The 15,722-nt window shown below is 60.1% G+C and carries 15 protein-coding genes; 3 read left to right on the plus strand and 12 right to left on the minus strand.

Going from position 1 to position 15,722, the window contains the following annotated elements:
* Positions 1–189: 189 nt before the first annotated feature.
* The 11 genes from ACZ6WW_RS06395 to ACZ6WW_RS06445 form a co-directional block, all read right to left on the minus strand.
* The gene (locus ACZ6WW_RS06395) at positions 190–1,623 is read right to left on the minus strand and encodes an alginate export family protein (protein WP_465273445.1); all 1,434 of its coding nucleotides are present in this window, start codon (positions 1,621–1,623) and stop codon (positions 190–192) included.
* Positions 1,604–2,515 (minus strand): glyoxalase, encoded by a 912-nt coding sequence (locus ACZ6WW_RS06400; protein ID WP_465273446.1) that lies wholly within the window; start codon positions 2,513–2,515, stop codon positions 1,604–1,606. The genes ACZ6WW_RS06395 and ACZ6WW_RS06400 overlap by 20 nt, the downstream gene beginning before the upstream one ends.
* 13 nt (positions 2,516–2,528) lie before the next feature.
* Positions 2,529–2,909 carry a DoxX family protein gene (locus ACZ6WW_RS06405; protein ID WP_465273447.1) on the minus strand — a complete coding sequence of 127 codons (381 nt, stop codon included), beginning with the start codon at positions 2,907–2,909 and terminating at the stop codon, positions 2,529–2,531.
* 38 nt (positions 2,910–2,947) lie between these two features.
* The gene (locus ACZ6WW_RS06410) at positions 2,948–4,828 is read right to left on the minus strand and encodes an amidohydrolase (protein ID WP_465273448.1); all 1,881 of its coding nucleotides are present in this window, start codon (positions 4,826–4,828) and stop codon (positions 2,948–2,950) included.
* A complete protein-coding gene (locus ACZ6WW_RS06415) occupies positions 4,825–5,061 on the minus strand; it encodes a DUF1427 family protein (protein WP_465273449.1) in 237 nt (78 codons plus the stop codon). The genes ACZ6WW_RS06410 and ACZ6WW_RS06415 overlap by 4 nt, the downstream gene beginning before the upstream one ends.
* Positions 5,062–5,114: 53 nt before the next feature.
* Complete coding sequence (locus ACZ6WW_RS06420) at positions 5,115–5,768, minus strand: hydrolase (RefSeq protein ID WP_465273450.1); 654 nt, start codon at positions 5,766–5,768, stop codon at positions 5,115–5,117.
* A 345-nt stretch (positions 5,769–6,113) separates the two neighbouring features.
* Entirely contained in the window at positions 6,114–7,049 is a 936-nt protein-coding gene (locus ACZ6WW_RS06425; protein ID WP_465273451.1) for a 3-hydroxyacyl-CoA dehydrogenase NAD-binding domain-containing protein, read from the minus strand.
* Positions 7,050–7,111: 62 nt separating this feature from the next.
* The gene (locus ACZ6WW_RS06430) at positions 7,112–8,338 is read right to left on the minus strand and encodes a CaiB/BaiF CoA transferase family protein (protein ID WP_465273452.1); all 1,227 of its coding nucleotides are present in this window, start codon (positions 8,336–8,338) and stop codon (positions 7,112–7,114) included.
* A gap of 78 nt (positions 8,339–8,416) precedes the next feature.
* Positions 8,417–9,220: an enoyl-CoA hydratase/isomerase family protein gene (locus ACZ6WW_RS06435; RefSeq protein ID WP_465273453.1), complete on the minus strand. Its 804-nt coding sequence runs from the start codon at positions 9,218–9,220 to the stop codon at positions 8,417–8,419.
* A gap of 23 nt (positions 9,221–9,243) precedes the next feature.
* A complete protein-coding gene (locus tag ACZ6WW_RS06440; protein WP_465273454.1) occupies positions 9,244–10,146 on the minus strand; it encodes a hypothetical protein in 903 nt (300 codons plus the stop codon).
* 103 nt (positions 10,147–10,249) lie between these two features.
* A complete protein-coding gene (locus ACZ6WW_RS06445; protein ID WP_465273455.1) occupies positions 10,250–11,461 on the minus strand; it encodes an acyl-CoA dehydrogenase family protein in 1,212 nt (403 codons plus the stop codon).
* 475 nt (positions 11,462–11,936) lie between these two features.
* On the opposite strand from ACZ6WW_RS06445, the gene ACZ6WW_RS06450 reads away from it, so the two are divergent.
* The gene (locus ACZ6WW_RS06450) at positions 11,937–13,139 is read left to right on the plus strand and encodes a hypothetical protein (protein ID WP_465273456.1); all 1,203 of its coding nucleotides are present in this window, start codon (positions 11,937–11,939) and stop codon (positions 13,137–13,139) included.
* A gap of 71 nt (positions 13,140–13,210) precedes the next feature.
* On the opposite strand, the gene ACZ6WW_RS06455 is transcribed toward ACZ6WW_RS06450, so the two are convergent.
* Positions 13,211–14,077 (minus strand): NmrA family NAD(P)-binding protein, encoded by an 867-nt coding sequence (locus ACZ6WW_RS06455; protein WP_465273457.1) that lies wholly within the window; start codon positions 14,075–14,077, stop codon positions 13,211–13,213.
* 164 nt (positions 14,078–14,241) lie between these two features.
* Here ACZ6WW_RS06455 and ACZ6WW_RS06460 point away from each other — a divergent pair, with 164 nt between their 5' ends.
* Positions 14,242–15,153: a LysR family transcriptional regulator gene (locus ACZ6WW_RS06460; RefSeq protein WP_465273458.1), complete on the plus strand. Its 912-nt coding sequence runs from the start codon at positions 14,242–14,244 to the stop codon at positions 15,151–15,153.
* A gap of 245 nt (positions 15,154–15,398) precedes the next feature.
* Positions 15,399–15,689: a DUF1330 domain-containing protein gene (locus tag ACZ6WW_RS06465; RefSeq protein ID WP_465273459.1), complete on the plus strand. Its 291-nt coding sequence runs from the start codon at positions 15,399–15,401 to the stop codon at positions 15,687–15,689.
* Positions 15,690–15,722: the final 33 nt, after the last annotated feature.

A 15,722-nucleotide genomic window follows, 5' to 3' on the forward strand; every position in this document is an offset into this window, starting at 1 on the left:
ATGACTCGGAGGCGTCCCTCCGCACTATCTGGGCTTGCCCTTCACGTTTTACTCCGATCGCCGGGTTTCCGAATTACCCGAGGAAGGAGATAGGCCAAGAGCACATAAGCCAAGAGTGCTAGGAGACCAGCCGAAGCAAGGTGCTTGACCGCTGTGGCATATCAACGGTTATGGATGTTTGCGTACCGATTACCATAGATACTTGAGCTCCATACCCAGATAGTTGGAATTGTGCGCGCCGGCACGACGAAGGGCATTGCCAACCTCGAAATGCACCATTTCCAAGGCAGCCACGAGGTTTGTGTTGATGGCGTAGTCGCCACGAAGCTGGCCGTAGCTGCCCGTCCAGCGCCCACCCTGACCGGCCGTGCCAGGGATGGGGATATTGGGTTGCGTATACACGGCATCGGCGGTGGTCTGACGCCACTGCAGCGCGAATGCCGCCGTTAGCGTTAGCCGGCTTATGGGCTTGACCGTCACCGACGGTTTTACATGGATGAAGTTGACGTACCCGGTATAACCCGCGAGCGTGAGGTAGTACCCATTGGGGAAGAGCGGGTTGAAAGTGCCTACGGTGTGGTCCGCGCCATGGCGATCGCCGGATGCGGCATCCAGCTGCAAGCCAAGGCGGGGCTGCCAGGACGTTGTAGCAAAGGTGTAGCCGGCGCGTGTGCCTATGGCCCAGGCGCGAATGTCACTGGCGCCGACCGAGCCGCGCTGGATCATGGTTTCCAGATCCCAGTCCAGGCCGCGGGCGGCGCCGGCGTAGCGGACATCGAATATGTGTCGTGATTCTCTTCCGCTGGCGTCGATGTAACGCGCGTTATCCCGGGAGTACAACGCGTAGTACGCGGACAGCTCCTGTGAACCGAACAGCAGATGCTCCGCACGGACCATGTTGAAGCGCAAATGCCGATCGGAATAGTCGTCGAAATCCTGAGCGTCCCGATACTGCACCGGCTGGCTGATAAAGCCGATGACATGCCAGGACCGGGTTTCCCAGCCTGCCCAGATCGCATCGAATGCCTGGCGTACATTGGGGCCGTCACGTAGCGACACGAAGCGCTGCAAGTCGAAGGCGAACTCCTGACGGCCTGCACGGAATTTGAACGTGTCGTCGCCGATCGTGGTGTTGTACGCAACAAAATCGAGACGCAGGTCGACGGGATTGCGGTCCGCCGATGTGGTGACCTGCTTGCCATAGTCGCGCGCGTCCTCGAGCTGGGTAAACAGCTGCCAATGCGAATTGAAGTGGAGATCGGCATGTACCTGGAGACGCTGAATGAGGTAGCTGTCCGACCGGTTAGCGCCCACACCGAACCCCACGTCGTCGTTGTATTCCACACGCTCACGCAGATTCAATCCTAGCGAGAGATAGCTGGACGGATCGTCGGCGGCAAGCGGAATGTATTTCAGCGCATCGCCTGGCCGGTTTCTCAGGGACGGGTTGGCCAGTGCCGACCAGTCCTCCTGCCAGCGACTGAACATGGGCGTGGGGCGAGTTGGAGCACTGTCCTGCGCGCAAACCGTTGCCACCGGGAGCAGGGCAAGCAGCCCGCACGCGACACCGCGGGCAACGGTGTCGCGTAGCAATGGGTGAGTCTTACTGTCCGGTCGCCGCATGGACTTCCGCGACGTAGCCGCCCGGGAACAAGATCATGGCGATCTGTCGGCCATCGGCGGTATAGGGTTCCACCAGCACGTTGGCGCCGCTGGCTTTGGCCTTGGCGAGCGTATCGGCCAGATGAGGCACCTCGTAGCCGGTCATTTCATGACCGTACGGCCACGGAAGGTGTCCATCGGTGACCTGTACCGACATCTTGCCGAAGGTCGATTCGATACGGATGCGGCGGAACGTATCGCCGGCTCGGCCGATCTCTATGCCTGGCGCATGGGGATTGTCGGAGACGACCTTGCCATGCGAGAAAGCAAGAAAACTGCGCACGAACGCGTCCGCACGGTCTGGCGAAACATAGACGCGATTCTCCGGCACGGTCTGGAATGCCGCGTAGTTCGGCGGCGTGGTGTGCCAATACAACTGCATGTTCACGCCACCCGGCCACTGGATGACCGCATCGCGACCGATCGGATCGGGAAACGTAGAGACGATGACGTCGGCGCCGGCTGCACGGGCTGCACGAATGGCCACATCCATGTCCTTCACCAGGTAACCGGTGCGCTCGTCGCCGAACGGGCGCGGAATGGGTGTCTTGAAACCGAACAACGACACAGTGCCCACCGGTGTCTGCAGTAGCTGCGTGGTAGTGCTGCTGGGTGTTGGCGTGACCTGGGCGACACCTTGCTTCGTGCTCTGCCCGCCAAAGGTGGCCAGGAAGCTTTGGGCGAAGCGGTCGACATCCGTGGGCGCGACGTAGACATGGGTGGTGTCGTACTGCGAGCCCACCGCGACCACAGGCGTGGGCGTGGCGTCGCGTGCCTGTGAGGAGGTCGCGGTCGCTGACAATGCCAGACCGACACCCCATAAGGCTGTCAGCAAGAAAGAGGAAATACGCATGTCTAACTCCGGATCAGGATGGAGTGAAAGAAACTTTGGTGCGGCGGTCTCGCAGATCATGCCAGGCTACCAGCAGGAAACCGCCGACCAGCCCGAGATGCTCAAAAAAGGCGTTCTCGATCGGGAAACGCTGTGCGAGCGGAAGCTCCCAAAAACGGTTGGCCAGAAACGTGGCCATTAAAGTGAAGCCGGCCAGCACCAGCGCACCCGCCCACCGATAAAAGCCGGTGACGATAAGCACCGAGGCGACCAATTCGATCACGATGGTCAGCGCCGTAACCAGTGCCGGTATCGGCAGTCCAAAATGGATCGTTTCGGCGACGGCACCACGGAAATCCCAGGCCTTGTCGATACCGCCTTGCAGATAAGCGGCACACAGCAGCAGCAACGCCACGCGCTGTATCAGTAATGGCGGAGTCCAGGTGCGCATGTCTATACCGCCCAACAGGCGCAACCCAATGTGCCCCAGAACGATTTGAGGTCATCGACCGGCGCGTGACTGGTCCACGAACGAGCGTGATCGTGACCGTGCACTCCGCAGGTATGGGCGCATCCACAAGCGGGAGCAGCGACGCGTTTGGCATGAGCGGCTTCGTCGGCCCAGCCTGCATAGCCGCCGAAACGACGCACCGGCGACCAGTCCGGCATGGCCGCAGGCACGGTCACTTCCTGGAATCCGCTGAAGTTGCCGGCGCTGTAGACGATCTTGCCGCCGACCATGGTCAGTTCCGACACGGTATCGGCAATCTCGTCTTCCGCACACGCGAAGAAGTCGCGATCGGGCACGATCAGGTCGGCGAACTGGCCCACCTTGATCTGTCCCTTCTTGCCGACTTCGTTGGAGAACCAGGTAACGTTCTCGGTCCACATACGGAGCGCGGTTTCGCGATCCAGGCAATTGCGCTGCGGATATAAGCGCAACCCGCCCACCGTGCGCCCCGTAACCAGCCACGCCAGCGATACCCATGGGTTATAGGAGGCCACGCGGGTCGCATCGGTGCCAGCCGAAACGGGTACGCCCTTGTCGAGAATCTTTGCCACCGGAGGCGTTGCTTCGGCGGCGATCGACCCGTAGCGCTCCACGAAATATTCGCCCTGGTAGGCCATGCGGTGCTGCACGGCAACGCCGCCACCGAGCGCCGCGATGCGGTCGATCGAACGATCCGAAATCGTTTCGGCATGATCGATGAACCAGTGCAGACCTTGCAGCGGGATGTCCTTGTTGACGTGCTCGAACACGTCCAGCGCGCGGCTGATCGTCTCGTCGTATGTGGCATGCATGCGCCAGGGCCAGCGATTCTCGGCCAAGATGCGCACCACGCCCTCAAGGTCGTCCTCCATCTGCGCCGGCATATCCGGCCGTGGTTCGCGGAAGTCCTCGAAGTCGGCGGCGGAGAACACCAGCATCTCGCCGGCGCCGTTATGGCGGAAATAGTCGTCGCCCTGCTTGTACTTGGAATGCTTCGTCCAGTTGAGAAAGTCGTCCTTCTCCGCCTGGGGCTTTTGCGTGAACAAGTTGTAGGCCAGGCGAATGGTGAGCTGCCCATCGTCGGCCAACTGCTGGATCACGGCGTAGTCGTCGGGATAGTTCTGCGAACCGCCGCCGGCATCGATGGCGCCGGTGACGCCGAGCCGGTTGAGCTCGCGCATGAAATGGCGCGTGGAGTTGAGTTGATAGTCGAAGGGGAGCTTGGGGCCGCGAGCCAGCGTGGCATAGAGAATGGCCGCATTCGGCTTGGCCAGCAGCAAGCCGGTCGGATTACCGTCGCTATCGCGCACGATCTCGCCCCCCGGCGGCGCGGGCGTGTCACGGGTATAACCCACGGCACGCAAGGCGGCGCCATTGAGCAAGGCGCGATCGTAGAGATGGAGCAGGAATACCGGCGTGTCCGGTGCTACCGCATTGAGCTCGGCGATAGTGGGCAGGCGCTTTTCGGCGAACTGGTGTTCGGTGAAGCCGCCCACCACGCGCACCCACTGCGGCGGTGGCGTAATCGCTACCTGGCGCTTGAGCATGTCCATCGCGTCGGCGAGCGAACGAACGCCGTCCCAACGCAACTCCATGTTGTAGTTCAGACCGCCGCGGATGATGTGCAGGTGGTTGTCGATCAGGCCGGGCAATACGCGCCGGCCATGGAGATCGATCAGCCGGGTATTGGAGGTCGCCAGAGACAGGATATCCGCCTCGTCGCCGATGGCGGTGAACACGCCATGGGCGACAGCAACGGCCGTAGCTGAGGGCTTGCCGCGATCGAGCGTGGTGAACCGGCCGTTGTACAGAATGAGTTCGGGCGGAACCTGTCGACTGCTCATGACTTAGCCTCCGGATCGGTGTTCGTCTTCGATAGCTGACCGCTGGCCTGGCTGGTCTTTGCGTCTTCTTTGATAAAGAAGTGTTTGATCAGCGACGGGCTTTGCTCGCCAAGCAGAATACCCAGCAGCCCAATAAGCGCAATCAGCGGCGGGGCAGGCGAGCGTACCCTGATGAGGCTGTAGATGCAGCCCACCAATAGCCCCGCGGCAAAAGAAAGCAGATAAGACTTCATGGCCGACTCCCCGCCTCGGGGCGGTGACGCGATGTCACCGCCTGCACGCGGCATCAACCTTCGTGCGCCCCGAACATGCTCTTGGCATAGGTGACGCCAAGGCCATAAGAACCACCGAACTGCTTGGCGATACCGGTGGTGCTCTCGTAAGTCTCGGCACGTGCCCAGTCGCGCTGCAATTCGAGCAGGTATTGCAGGGCCGTCATCGGGCGGGCGCCCGCTTGCACCATGCGCTCGATCGCGCGGTTATGCGCTTCGGCGGAGACATCACCACAAGCGTCGGCGATCACATAGATCTCGAAACCTTGATCGAGCGCCGACAATGCAGGACCGACGATGCATACCGATGTCCACAAGCCTGCCAGGACAATACGACTCTTGCCGATTTCGTTGATCTTCTTGATCACCGCGGCGTCTTCCCAGGTGTTCATCGAGGTGCGATCGAGAAGCGCCTGGCCGGGAAACGGGTCGGTAACCTCGCTGAACATCGGGCCGGAAAAGGTCTTTGCCGCCACCGTCGTCAGAATGGTGGGGACCTTGAAGCTGGCCGCCGCGCGTGCCACAAGGCCGGCGTTGTTGCGCAGGGTGATGGCGTCAATCGAATGGGTGGCGAACGACATCTGCGACTGGAAATCGATCATGACCAGGGCATGATCGCGCGGTGTCAGCAGGGTCTTGCCGGGCGTCGGAGTGGCAGTAATGGACATGACACGTTTCCTCGTTGCGTTGGCAGGCTTGGGGTGCGGTGAGATAAATACTTTCGGCGAATGCCGCTCGCCGGCCAAGCTCACTTCCGGTAAATCTTTTCTACTCTTAGGAGTAATTTCCGGAAGTCTCAGAAAACCCAACCTATTCGTCATCCCGGCGCAGGCCGGGATCCAGTGGCTTCGGTTGCAGGGTTTCGTGATCAGATCCAGGCTCTGACGCGACAACCTACCGATAACGCCACTGGATCCCGGCCCGCGCCGGGATGACGAGTAGGAGGGGCTTTTAGAAAGAAAAAGCCCGCTCAAGCAGCGGGCTTTCTTCTGTCGCCATGGATCCGCAGATCCTCAGCGTTCGCCTTTCCTCAATTCCAGCAAGCCGAGCAATATTTCATCTCGATACGCCTCTAACTCGGGAATCGAACGGGATTGAACTTCAGCGCGCACCCCCTCGATGATCGTCGCGCGAACTTCCGGCGTAATCTCCGGCGTCCCAAGCGTGTTCCACCACGCGGTCATCGGTCCGGTGAACTGGTCGAAGAAGTGCTCGATGCCCCCGGCGCCGCCACCCAGGTGATAAAGCAGGTTCGGTCCCATGATTCCCCACCGCAGGCCGGGCCCCCAGGAGATGGCGGCATCGACATCGGTGACGTCCACGACGCCTTCGGAGACGAGATAGGTGACTTCACGGTAGAGCGCCGCGGCAAGCCGGTTGGCGACGTGTCCCGGGACTTCCTTGCGCACGCGGATGGCCCGCTTACCGAGGCCGTTGTAGAACGCCATCGCGCGGTCGATCGTCTCGGGCGATGTCCTGGACCCGCCGACAATCTCGACCAGTGGTACAAGATGCGGCGGGTTGAACGGATGGCCAATGACGCAACGCTCGGGATGGCGCTCGCAGGCGGACTGGATCTCGCTCATCGTCAACCCGGAAGAACTCGAGGCGATAATGACGTCCGATGCCAGCTTTTCATCGAGATGTTTGTAGAGATCGCGCTTGAAGGCGATTCTTTCGGGGCCGTTTTCCTGCACAAGATCGCAGTCGGCGATCGCGGCATCCAGCTCGGTCGTGAATGTCAGGCGTTCTCGCGATGCGCCCGGCGCCAGCCCCAGGCGTTCGAGCGCAGGCCATGCCGCTGCGATAAACGCCTCCAGCGAAGCCTTGGCGTTCGGTGCGACGTCCGTCGCTACGACGTCGAGTCCCTTTGCGAGAAATAGAGCGGACCAGCTTGCGCCGATAACGCCAGTACCGATGATTGCGACTTTCTTTATCGCCCTTGCCATGCAGCGTCTCCTAACTTCAAATCAAACAAGACTGATAAACCGGACCCGCGCGAGCGATGGCGTCATGCAGCGCCATCACCGAACGCGCCGCTTCGATGCAACTGCGCGATCGCGTCCGCACTGAAATCGAGACTCTTGAGTACGTCTTCGTTGTGCTCGCCAAGCTCAGGCGCGATTCGCGGCTTTGTTTTCGGGAATCCGGCGATTTCTATCGGACTGCTGACCGTGCGTGCTTGCGGATTGGCGGTTCCCTCGAGCGGAACGACGATGTTGTTCGCCTCCAGCTGGGGATCGTTGATGATCTCGACGGCGTTCTGCACGACGCCGAAAATAACGCGGCCTTCGTTCAGGACTTTTTTCCAATGAGCCAGTGGCTGGCTTGCAAACAGCGGATCGAAGATCTTTACCAGATCCGCCGAGTTCTCAAGCCGCTTGCGCGCGTCGGCAAAGCGCGGATCCGCGGCCAGCTGCGGCTGGCCTATGGCCTGGATAAAGCCACCCCAATCCTTCTGTTGAGCGGCGACTATCAGGAGCCAACGGTCATCGGACGTCTGGTAGGGGTTGAGCAACGCGTTGGGCGGCGTGTTTCGATCATGCTGCGAAAAAAAGTGCCCGCCATTGAGCGCACCCTCGACCCATGCGCCAGCTGCCCAGATGCCGTTGGCGATCAGAGAGGTGGTCACATGCGTGCCTTTGCCGGTTTTCTCGCGTGCAAACAGTGCCGTGACGATCGACGCATAGAGCGTCGTTGCCGTCGCATGGTCGCCGATGCCGGGGACCGGCAAGGTCGGTGGGCTACCCGCATCGTGGGTAACCTCCATCAGTCCGGAGCGTGCCCAGTAAGCCGTAATGTCGAACCCTGGAGTATCGGCTTCCGGCCCACGGCTCCCGTAACCGGTGATGTCCGCATAGATCAGACGCGGGTTTAGCGGAGCGAGCGCTTCATAGTTCAAACCCAGCCCAGCCTTGACGCGTGGGGGAAAGTTGACCACGACCACGTCGGCCCAGCGAACCAGGCGCTCGACAACTTCCCGCGATTCGGGGGCCTTCAGATTGAGCGCCAGACTGCGCTTGTTTCGGTTGGTGAGCTGCCAGGCGTAGTTGACGTCGCTGACGGGGTTCGGCGGTACGGTCGTAAAGTAGCGGTACGGATCGCCGATGCCTGGCGGTTCCACCTTGATGACGTCGGCGCCAAAGTCCGAGAGGATGGTCGCTGCAGCGGGCCCGGCAATAAAGCTCGCGAAATCGACGACCTTGAGGCCGGAGAAGATGTTCGATGCATCAGACATGGAGTTCGGATCCTTTCAAGAAGCGGGTGGCCGAGCGATGCGCCGATACGGACGTGATCGATGGCGGAATAAGGTGCATTAACGTCCGTTGAAAACGGGGTAGCGTTTTTCGAGGAAGGCCGTCGTGCCTTCGCGCATATCCTCGGTACTCGCGCACACCGCAAACAAGGCGCTTTCCAGATCCATGCCTGCGCGGACGGTCTGGTTGAGCCCTTCGGTGATGGCCTGTAATGCGTAGCGCACTGCGAGCGGTGCGTTGTTGCCGATGCGGCGCAGGATCTCCTCGGCCCGGGTCAGCAATTGATCGCTTGGAACGATCTCGTTGATCAGGCCAAGCCGATAGGCTTCGGCTGCCGCAATGGTCTCTCCGGTTAGAATGAGTTGCGTCGCTTGTGCCTTGCCGATCAGGCGTGCCAGGCGCTGGGTGCCGCCGAATCCGGGGATCAGGCCAAGCTTGATTTCTGGCTGGCCGAATCGTGCTTCTTCCGTGGCCAGGCGCAAGCTGCATGCCATCGCCAGTTCGCATCCACCGCCCAGCGCCAGGCCGTTCACCGCGGCGATGACGGGTTTGCCCAGTGTCTCGATCAGAAGGGTGAGTTGCTGACCACGCCGTGCCTGCTCCTCGGCATCAGTCGGCTTGGCTTTTGCCAACTCGGATATGTCAGCGCCTGCTGCAAATGCTTTCCCGCCTGCGCCGGTCAGGATGACGCCATGAACGTCGTTGTCTTCGCGCGCGTCGGCAAAGGCCGCGGTCAGTTCGGCGATGGTGGCCCGGTTGAGCGCATTCATCACTTGCGGACGATTGAGTGTGATGCATGCGATCAAATCATGCTTCGTATAAGCAATCGCTTGAAAGTTAAATTCAGAGATGGCCGATGGCATAGGGAGTGCTCTGGTGAAGGGCGTCAAGATGCGCGCACGCGCCATAGCGCGATGCCGGTCAGCAGCCCGCGGCCGGACAAGACCACCTTGGGTTCGCTTGATTCATCGAGAGAAGCGACGCGGACATAACCGCCCAGATCGCTGACGAATGCCTGCTGGGTGGCGACATCGAGTGCCAGACCGATGCCTTCCTCAAGGTTGGAAAGCAGGATCTGTGGCGACTCGTGCGTTTGGTGGCCAATGCGACACCTGTTCAACGTGTTTCCCAGCGGCGGCGCGCCACGATCGGTCCAATACAGCAGGCTGTTCGCCTCGTCCCATTCCAGATCGATCGGCTCGGGAAGGTTGTCGAACACGACAGTGATGTCGCTTCGATGCCGTGGCGACATGCCTGCGGGCAGGTCGATGGGGGCGCTGAGGAGGCGGCCTTTCCCGCCCTTGGGTGGTCCTTTCTGTGTCCAGTAAAGGCGGCCGGCTGCGCGATCGAGGGCAATGCCGACGCAATGCAGGCGCTCGTCTGCGCGATCGATCTCGGTCGATCCTGTCTCGACCAACACCGTGATATCGCTGCCGTCGGTGCGGGCACGCATCACGCGCATGCCTTCGCGGTCGCACCAATAAAGCAGTCCGGCTTCTGCATCGACCTGGATCTGTTTTGGCGTGAAGGTAGCCCCTTGAGGAATGACGATAGTACGGTTCGAGCCGTCAAAATCGACGCGTTCAATAAAGCCATCATTCTTGGACCAGTCTTCGCCCATATTGGTCCAGTAGATGTGACCATGGAGATGGTCGACAGCGATGCCATCGGGGGTTCCGCCGAGGTTGTCGACGAGCACGTCCACACGGTTGCCGCTCAGCGAAACAGACAGCATGCGTGGCGGCCTGGCTTCCAGCAGGAGAAGGCGATCGATCACTTGGGTGTTCATCGGGGTGTCTCGAATTCAGGTCCATCCGTGGCGGCGATCGCCTGGGCTATCGCCGGCCAGCGGAAGAAGGGAAGGGGATGTGAATGTCAGCGCAGCGCCGCGCTCAAACAAAAGCACTGAAGCCGGTAATCGCCTTGCCCACAATCAGCGCGTTCATCTCGCGCGTGCCCTCATAGGAATAGAGCGCCTCCGCGTCCGCGACGAAGCGTCCGATGTGCTGGTCGAGCAGAATGCCGTTGGCGCCCAGGAGCTCGCGCGCCCAGCCGACCGTCTCGCGCATGCGGGTCGTGCAAACGCCCTTGGCCAGGGATGCATGCTCGTCCCGCATCAGCCCTTGATCCTGGAGTTGCGAGAGCCTCAGGCACAGCGCCTGGGTGGAGGTGATATTGCCGAGCATCTTGAACAACAGATCCTGCACGAGCTGGAACTTCGCAATCGGCCGGCCAAACTGCTCTCGCGTCTGGGCATAGCGAAGCGCATGTTCGTAGGCGCCCGTGGCGCATCCCACCGATTCCCAGGCGACGCCGGCTCGCGTCATGCGCAGTACGCGGGCGGTATCGGCGAACGAATTCGCATTCGCCAGGCGATTGGCCTCGCTGACCTTGCAATCGGTGAGTGTGATATGGCCGTTCTGCACGACGCGTAGCGCCATCTTGTGCAGGATTTTTTCGACGGAGAAGCCGGGCGTCCCTTTCTCGACAATGAACCCCTTGACCTGCCCATCGTCGACGTCGCGCGCCCAGATGATCGTAAGGTCACCCCAGGTGGAGTTGCCGATCCATTTCTTCTCGCCGTTCAGCGTCCACGTGTCACCGGAGCGTTTGGCAGTGGTCAGGAGGCCGCCGGATGTGCCTGAACCGACCAACGGTTCGGTCAGCCCGAATGAGCCCACCTTTTCTAGAGCTGCCATCTGCGGCAGCCATTTTTGCTTCTGCTCTTCCGATCCGCACAGATAGATCGAGCCCATCGCCAGGCCCGTATGCACGCCGAAGAATGTAGACAGCGAACAGTCGACGCGCGCTATCTCCATCATGATGAATCCCATCAGGGTGGTCGAACGGCCCGGACAGCCGTATCCCTCATAGGGCAGTCCCATGATGTTGAGGGCTTTGATCTTTGGCAGGAGATCGAAGGGAAATTCGTCGCGCTCCCAAAAATCCGCGATGATCGGCTGGACCTCCGCTTCCATGAAGGCGCGAACCTTCAGGCGGATCGCTTCGTCTTCCGGCGAGAGCGTGCGGCTGACGAGATAGAAGTCGCCATCGGCCACGGGAAGCGGGTGAGAGGATTTTGCTGCGAGTTCGGAGGAGGTCATGGAGTACGTTGCCCGATACGAAGGTTGTTGACTGGGACCAAATCGACTGATGAGCCGCGTCGCTACGATCGCGCGCGCTGACATGCGCCGTTTCGAAACGACGACGCCTGGACGTAGTTGATTTGCCGAACGACAGGGCAACACTATCTCTGTTCGGACTGTTGCTATTGGACGTTTGTGCCGCCCATTGATGATTCGAGATTTTCTGGATATGAGGCCTGGATGCTTGCGTGTGACACTAATGTTTCAGGCGTAACCTGTCGTCCGAGCAGCTTCCAGGCGCTATGGTTGGCGTCATACTCACCTTGACGATCGCATGTCGCCAGGTATTCACGAGAGGCGTTGGATGAGCATTTCACCGCGTTGCCTATCGCGGCTATGTCTGGGCGTGGCGTTATCGTTCACTGCCCTTTCCGGCCTGGCGTTCGATGCCGCTGCCATTCCAAAGCCGGAAACAGGCATCGACCGCTCAAACATGAGCACCGAATGGACGCTTTCGCCGCCCGCCGAGCCGAATGTCTATCCTTTCAATGGGCCGTACAACGGCAACGGTGTTTTCGAGGCACGACGAATCGCCGTATTCGATGGCATAGCCAAGCTTCATCCACAATGGTTTCGGGATGGGTTTGGCGGGGATACGCCGCAAGATATTCAGTTGTTTGTCGACCTGGTTCGACAAATGCATGCTCGTGGCATCAAGGTGCTTGCCGTCGTCGGGGCCAGTGCGAGCGACTTCGATCCGAAAGATCACCTAAGCCCCGCGGCAAGTGGCTGCCAGTGGGGTACGTTTCCGCTAAGCAAGATCGACCTGTCCAAATTCGAGCAGCACCTGCGCGCGCATCTTGAAGCGGTCAAGCAAGCGGGCGAGTCTGTCGACGCCTTCGAGATCGGCAACGAACTCGATCTCTACTGCAACGACGCGGACATGCCCAAGACATCGGAATTTGCGGCGCACCAGTGGAAGTGGTTTCTGACCGCCGAACAGGTACACACTTTTGCCGCAGGCTATGCCCCGTTTCTGGCTACCTTCGCCAGGGTGGCCAGGGAATACTTTCCGCATACCAGGCTCATCACCTTCGGTATGTCCAACCCGAGCGGCAACTCGGCACCGCTTATCGCTGCCTTGGCAAATTTCAAGGATAAAACGGGAAAATCATTCGATTACACCAGCCTGGTCGACGGATATGGCACGCACATCTATCCATCATCCGATACGACCCTCGGCATGGTTACCCAGGCAACGGGACAACTGACCAGCCAGGCGGCCATCTTTCCGCATGGCCGGCAAAAAGCCATATGGATTACCGAGTGGAATGAGGTGGCCTCTGCGTTCTGGTCGAGCCACCGATGGTATTTCCAGCCTGCAAAGCGTGGTAACGCCACACTCGATCTCAACAAGCCCGATCCTGAGCATCGTTTTGGGCCGATGACGCGAGCCGAGGTGATCGAGACGTTTCAGAATCAGGTCGTTCAGCATCTTCGTTCGATGCCGAGCCCGATCAATATTGGCTATGTGCTGTATTACTCCTATGATTCCGCCGGAAAATCGCCTATGTGCGATGCCACGACCTTCAATATCAGCCGAGGCATCAAAGGCACCTGTTTCAACGGTGTGATCGACCCCGTAACAGGAAAGTTATTGCCGGATGTGGCTGCTGCTTTGAGCCAGGGGCGTTAATCACCGGCGTGGTCACATCTACGGCTTGGGCAACCACTCAGCGTTCCATTGCGAGGTAGGAGCGAGTTCAGTTACGCGGCTGTCTTGACGAGTACGCGCAGCACCGCTTCGAGCGATGTCTCGCCCTTCACGACGGTGTCGTCGGCACCTTCGAATGCGATCCAGCCTTCGTTGAAGCCATCGAGCATGCGAATGCGTGGCTGCGGATTCTTCATGCCCTGCGCCGTGAACAGTTCGGCCCAAGTGTCGCGCGGCACGACCTGCGCCGTCACCGGTCGATCGAGTACCTTGGAAAAAGCCGCTGCCGCATCATTGGGCGAAACGCGTTGGCTGGCTTCGAGTTCGATGATGCGATGACCTTTCCAGTCCTGTTGGAGCAGGCTGGCGGCAACACGACCTACGTCGGCTGTCGCGATCATCGGTACGGGCTTGTCCAGCGGCTGCAGGAAACTCGCGATGACTCCCTGGGCGCGCGCCTGTTCCACGTCCCAGGCGAAGTTCTCCATGAACCAGGCGGGACGGAGGAAGGTAACAGGGACGGCCGACGTCGACAGCGCCTGTTCCATCAGCGTGCGCTGTGTGAGCAGATTTGTCTGCGTTGCCTGCGCGCCTATCGTCGACAGGCAGACCACCTTGCGCGGCTTTGCCCATTCGATCGCGGTCATCACGGTATTGATGACCGCACGTGCTTCAGGGAAGTCCGGCTCCGGATCGAACTCCGATGGCGGCAGGATGAATACGCCTTCGGCCCCTTCGAATGCGGCGGCCAGCGCGGATGCGTCGTTCATGCTGGCGAGTGCGATCTCGCAGCCGAGGGCTTCCCATTCGCGTGCCTTGTCGAGATTGCGCAAGACGGCGCGGACGGGTTGGCCGGCGGCGAGCAAGGTGCGCGCGAGCGCACCACCTACCTGTCCGGTAATACCTGTGATCGCATACATGAGTGTTGTCCTTCTATCTATGACTGATTGCCGCCGCGCTGCTGCCCTGGCAGAAGGCGGATGAGCTTTGAGCAAAACTTCTGTGCGGGGACTATCTTCCTGACCGGCTCATGCTTCAATATCGCTTATGATCTTTCAGTCGTGATTTTTAGTCAGGAATTGCCATGGCGATCGATAGCAAGCTTTTCTCCGACCTTTCCGTGCTGTTCGCGGTGGTAGAGGCGGGCACCATTGCGCGCGCGGCCGAAGCGTTAGGAGTGTCTCCTTCTGGGGTGAGCCGCATGCTGGCTCGCCTCGAGCAACGCGTAGGTGCGCGTCTGCTTGCGCGCACGACACGCACGCTTTCGTTGACCGACGAGGGGCGGCGCTTCTATGAACAGGTTGGACCGCACCTTGCCGGTATCCAGGAAGCCGCCATCGAGGCCGCTGGTTCGGCGAGCAAGGTGCGAGGGAAACTACGCGTCAATATCGACCCGTATTTTTCCCGGATCGTGCTGGCGAAACATCTGGCGAAATTCCTCTCGCGCTACCCGGAGTTGTTTGTCGAACTGATCATGCGCGATTCGGTGGGTGATCTGGTGGCAGATGGCTTCGATCTCGCGCTGCGCTTCGGCGAGCCGCCGGTAGGGTCGTTTGTTGCACGCAAGCTCACTGAAACGCGCGTTATCACGGTTGCCTCGCCTGCCTATATCAAGGCGCACGGCAAGCCTGCGCATCCGAGGGACATCGAAAAACGAGACTGCATCGACTTCTACGACGCGGCGAACGGTAAACCCTACCCGTGGGAGATGCAGCGCAAGAAAGAGGTGCTGACGCTGCGTGTGAAAGGGCGGTTGCTGACGTCGGACTCGGGCACGCTGCTGGCGGCTTGCGAAGCTGGTTTCGGCATCGCGCAGGTGATGGAGATCGGTTGTGAGCAGTTGTTGCGCAGCGGCCGGCTGATCGAACTGTTTCCGGGATGGTCGGACGAGCGCTTTCCCCTGTATGCGATCTTTCCGTCACGTCTGCATCGCGCGGCGAAGGTCCGGGCGTTTATCGATTTTGTCGGCGACATTCTGAATGTCGATGCCGCGTAGTGTTGTGCAGGAGTGGCTTCAGCCACGACCACAGTTGCGTCACGGCCTGTCGCAGCTAAAGCCGCTCCTGGTCTGATGCATTCTTGCATCTTGCGGAAAAGTGGCTGCCGGACAACGGCTATTCATTACTTGCCTGTACAAGCGCAGCATCTGCTCGAAGTTTGACTTTATGGCATCAGCCGTTTGGTGATGCTCGCGTTTTTACAGATTATTTCAAGGCGATATCCGCCCCTGTGAGGTGAGTAATGGCGAATGGTTATTGGGTCATGACATTTCGATCGGTTTCAGATCAGGCCGGCATCGACAGATACGCGGCTGCGGCTGGACCGGTGATCCGGGCGCTAGGGGGGAGGGTGCTTGCAGTGGGTGTACCTGGCTTCGCCTATGAATCCGGCATGGCGCAGCGCGTAGCGATTGTCGAGTTCGACAGCCTCGAAGCTGCCGACGTCGCCTATCGCAATCCCGAATATCAGGCAGCGGTGAAGTACCTTGTGGGAGCTGCGGAGCGCGATGTTCGGATCGTCGAGGGCGTATAAAGAGAATTCGCCGAAGTGAGGTACGACGATGGG

Source organism: Dyella sp. NPDC103356, assembly GCF_055584465.1.

What these genes read in the sequence shown, in the direction of transcription:
- ACZ6WW_RS06455 (WP_465273457.1), bottom strand. Translation starts at nt 14,077, where the DNA reads ATGTATGCGATCACAGGTATTACCGGACAGGTAGGTGGTGCGCTCGCG.
- ACZ6WW_RS06395 (WP_465273445.1), bottom strand. Translation starts at nt 1,623, where the DNA reads ATGCGGCGACCGGACAGTAAGACTCACCCATTGCTACGCGACACCGTT.
- ACZ6WW_RS06420 (WP_465273450.1), bottom strand. Translation starts at nt 5,768, where the DNA reads ATGTCCATTACTGCCACTCCGACGCCCGGCAAGACCCTGCTGACACCG.
- ACZ6WW_RS06415 (WP_465273449.1), bottom strand. Translation starts at nt 5,061, where the DNA reads ATGAAGTCTTATCTGCTTTCTTTTGCCGCGGGGCTATTGGTGGGCTGC.
- ACZ6WW_RS06460 (WP_465273458.1), top strand. Translation starts at nt 14,242, where the DNA reads ATGGCGATCGATAGCAAGCTTTTCTCCGACCTTTCCGTGCTGTTCGCG.
- ACZ6WW_RS06425 (WP_465273451.1), bottom strand. Translation starts at nt 7,049, where the DNA reads ATGGCAAGGGCGATAAAGAAAGTCGCAATCATCGGTACTGGCGTTATC.
- ACZ6WW_RS06435 (WP_465273453.1), bottom strand. Translation starts at nt 9,220, where the DNA reads ATGCCATCGGCCATCTCTGAATTTAACTTTCAAGCGATTGCTTATACG.
- ACZ6WW_RS06465 (WP_465273459.1), top strand. Translation starts at nt 15,399, where the DNA reads ATGGCGAATGGTTATTGGGTCATGACATTTCGATCGGTTTCAGATCAG.
- ACZ6WW_RS06400 (WP_465273446.1), bottom strand. Translation starts at nt 2,515, where the DNA reads ATGCGTATTTCCTCTTTCTTGCTGACAGCCTTATGGGGTGTCGGTCTG.
- ACZ6WW_RS06430 (WP_465273452.1), bottom strand. Translation starts at nt 8,338, where the DNA reads ATGTCTGATGCATCGAACATCTTCTCCGGCCTCAAGGTCGTCGATTTC.
- ACZ6WW_RS06450 (WP_465273456.1), top strand. Translation starts at nt 11,937, where the DNA reads ATGAGCACCGAATGGACGCTTTCGCCGCCCGCCGAGCCGAATGTCTAT.
- ACZ6WW_RS06445 (WP_465273455.1), bottom strand. Translation starts at nt 11,461, where the DNA reads ATGACCTCCTCCGAACTCGCAGCAAAATCCTCTCACCCGCTTCCCGTG.
- ACZ6WW_RS06440 (WP_465273454.1), bottom strand. Translation starts at nt 10,146, where the DNA reads ATGAACACCCAAGTGATCGATCGCCTTCTCCTGCTGGAAGCCAGGCCG.
- ACZ6WW_RS06410 (WP_465273448.1), bottom strand. Translation starts at nt 4,828, where the DNA reads ATGAGCAGTCGACAGGTTCCGCCCGAACTCATTCTGTACAACGGCCGG.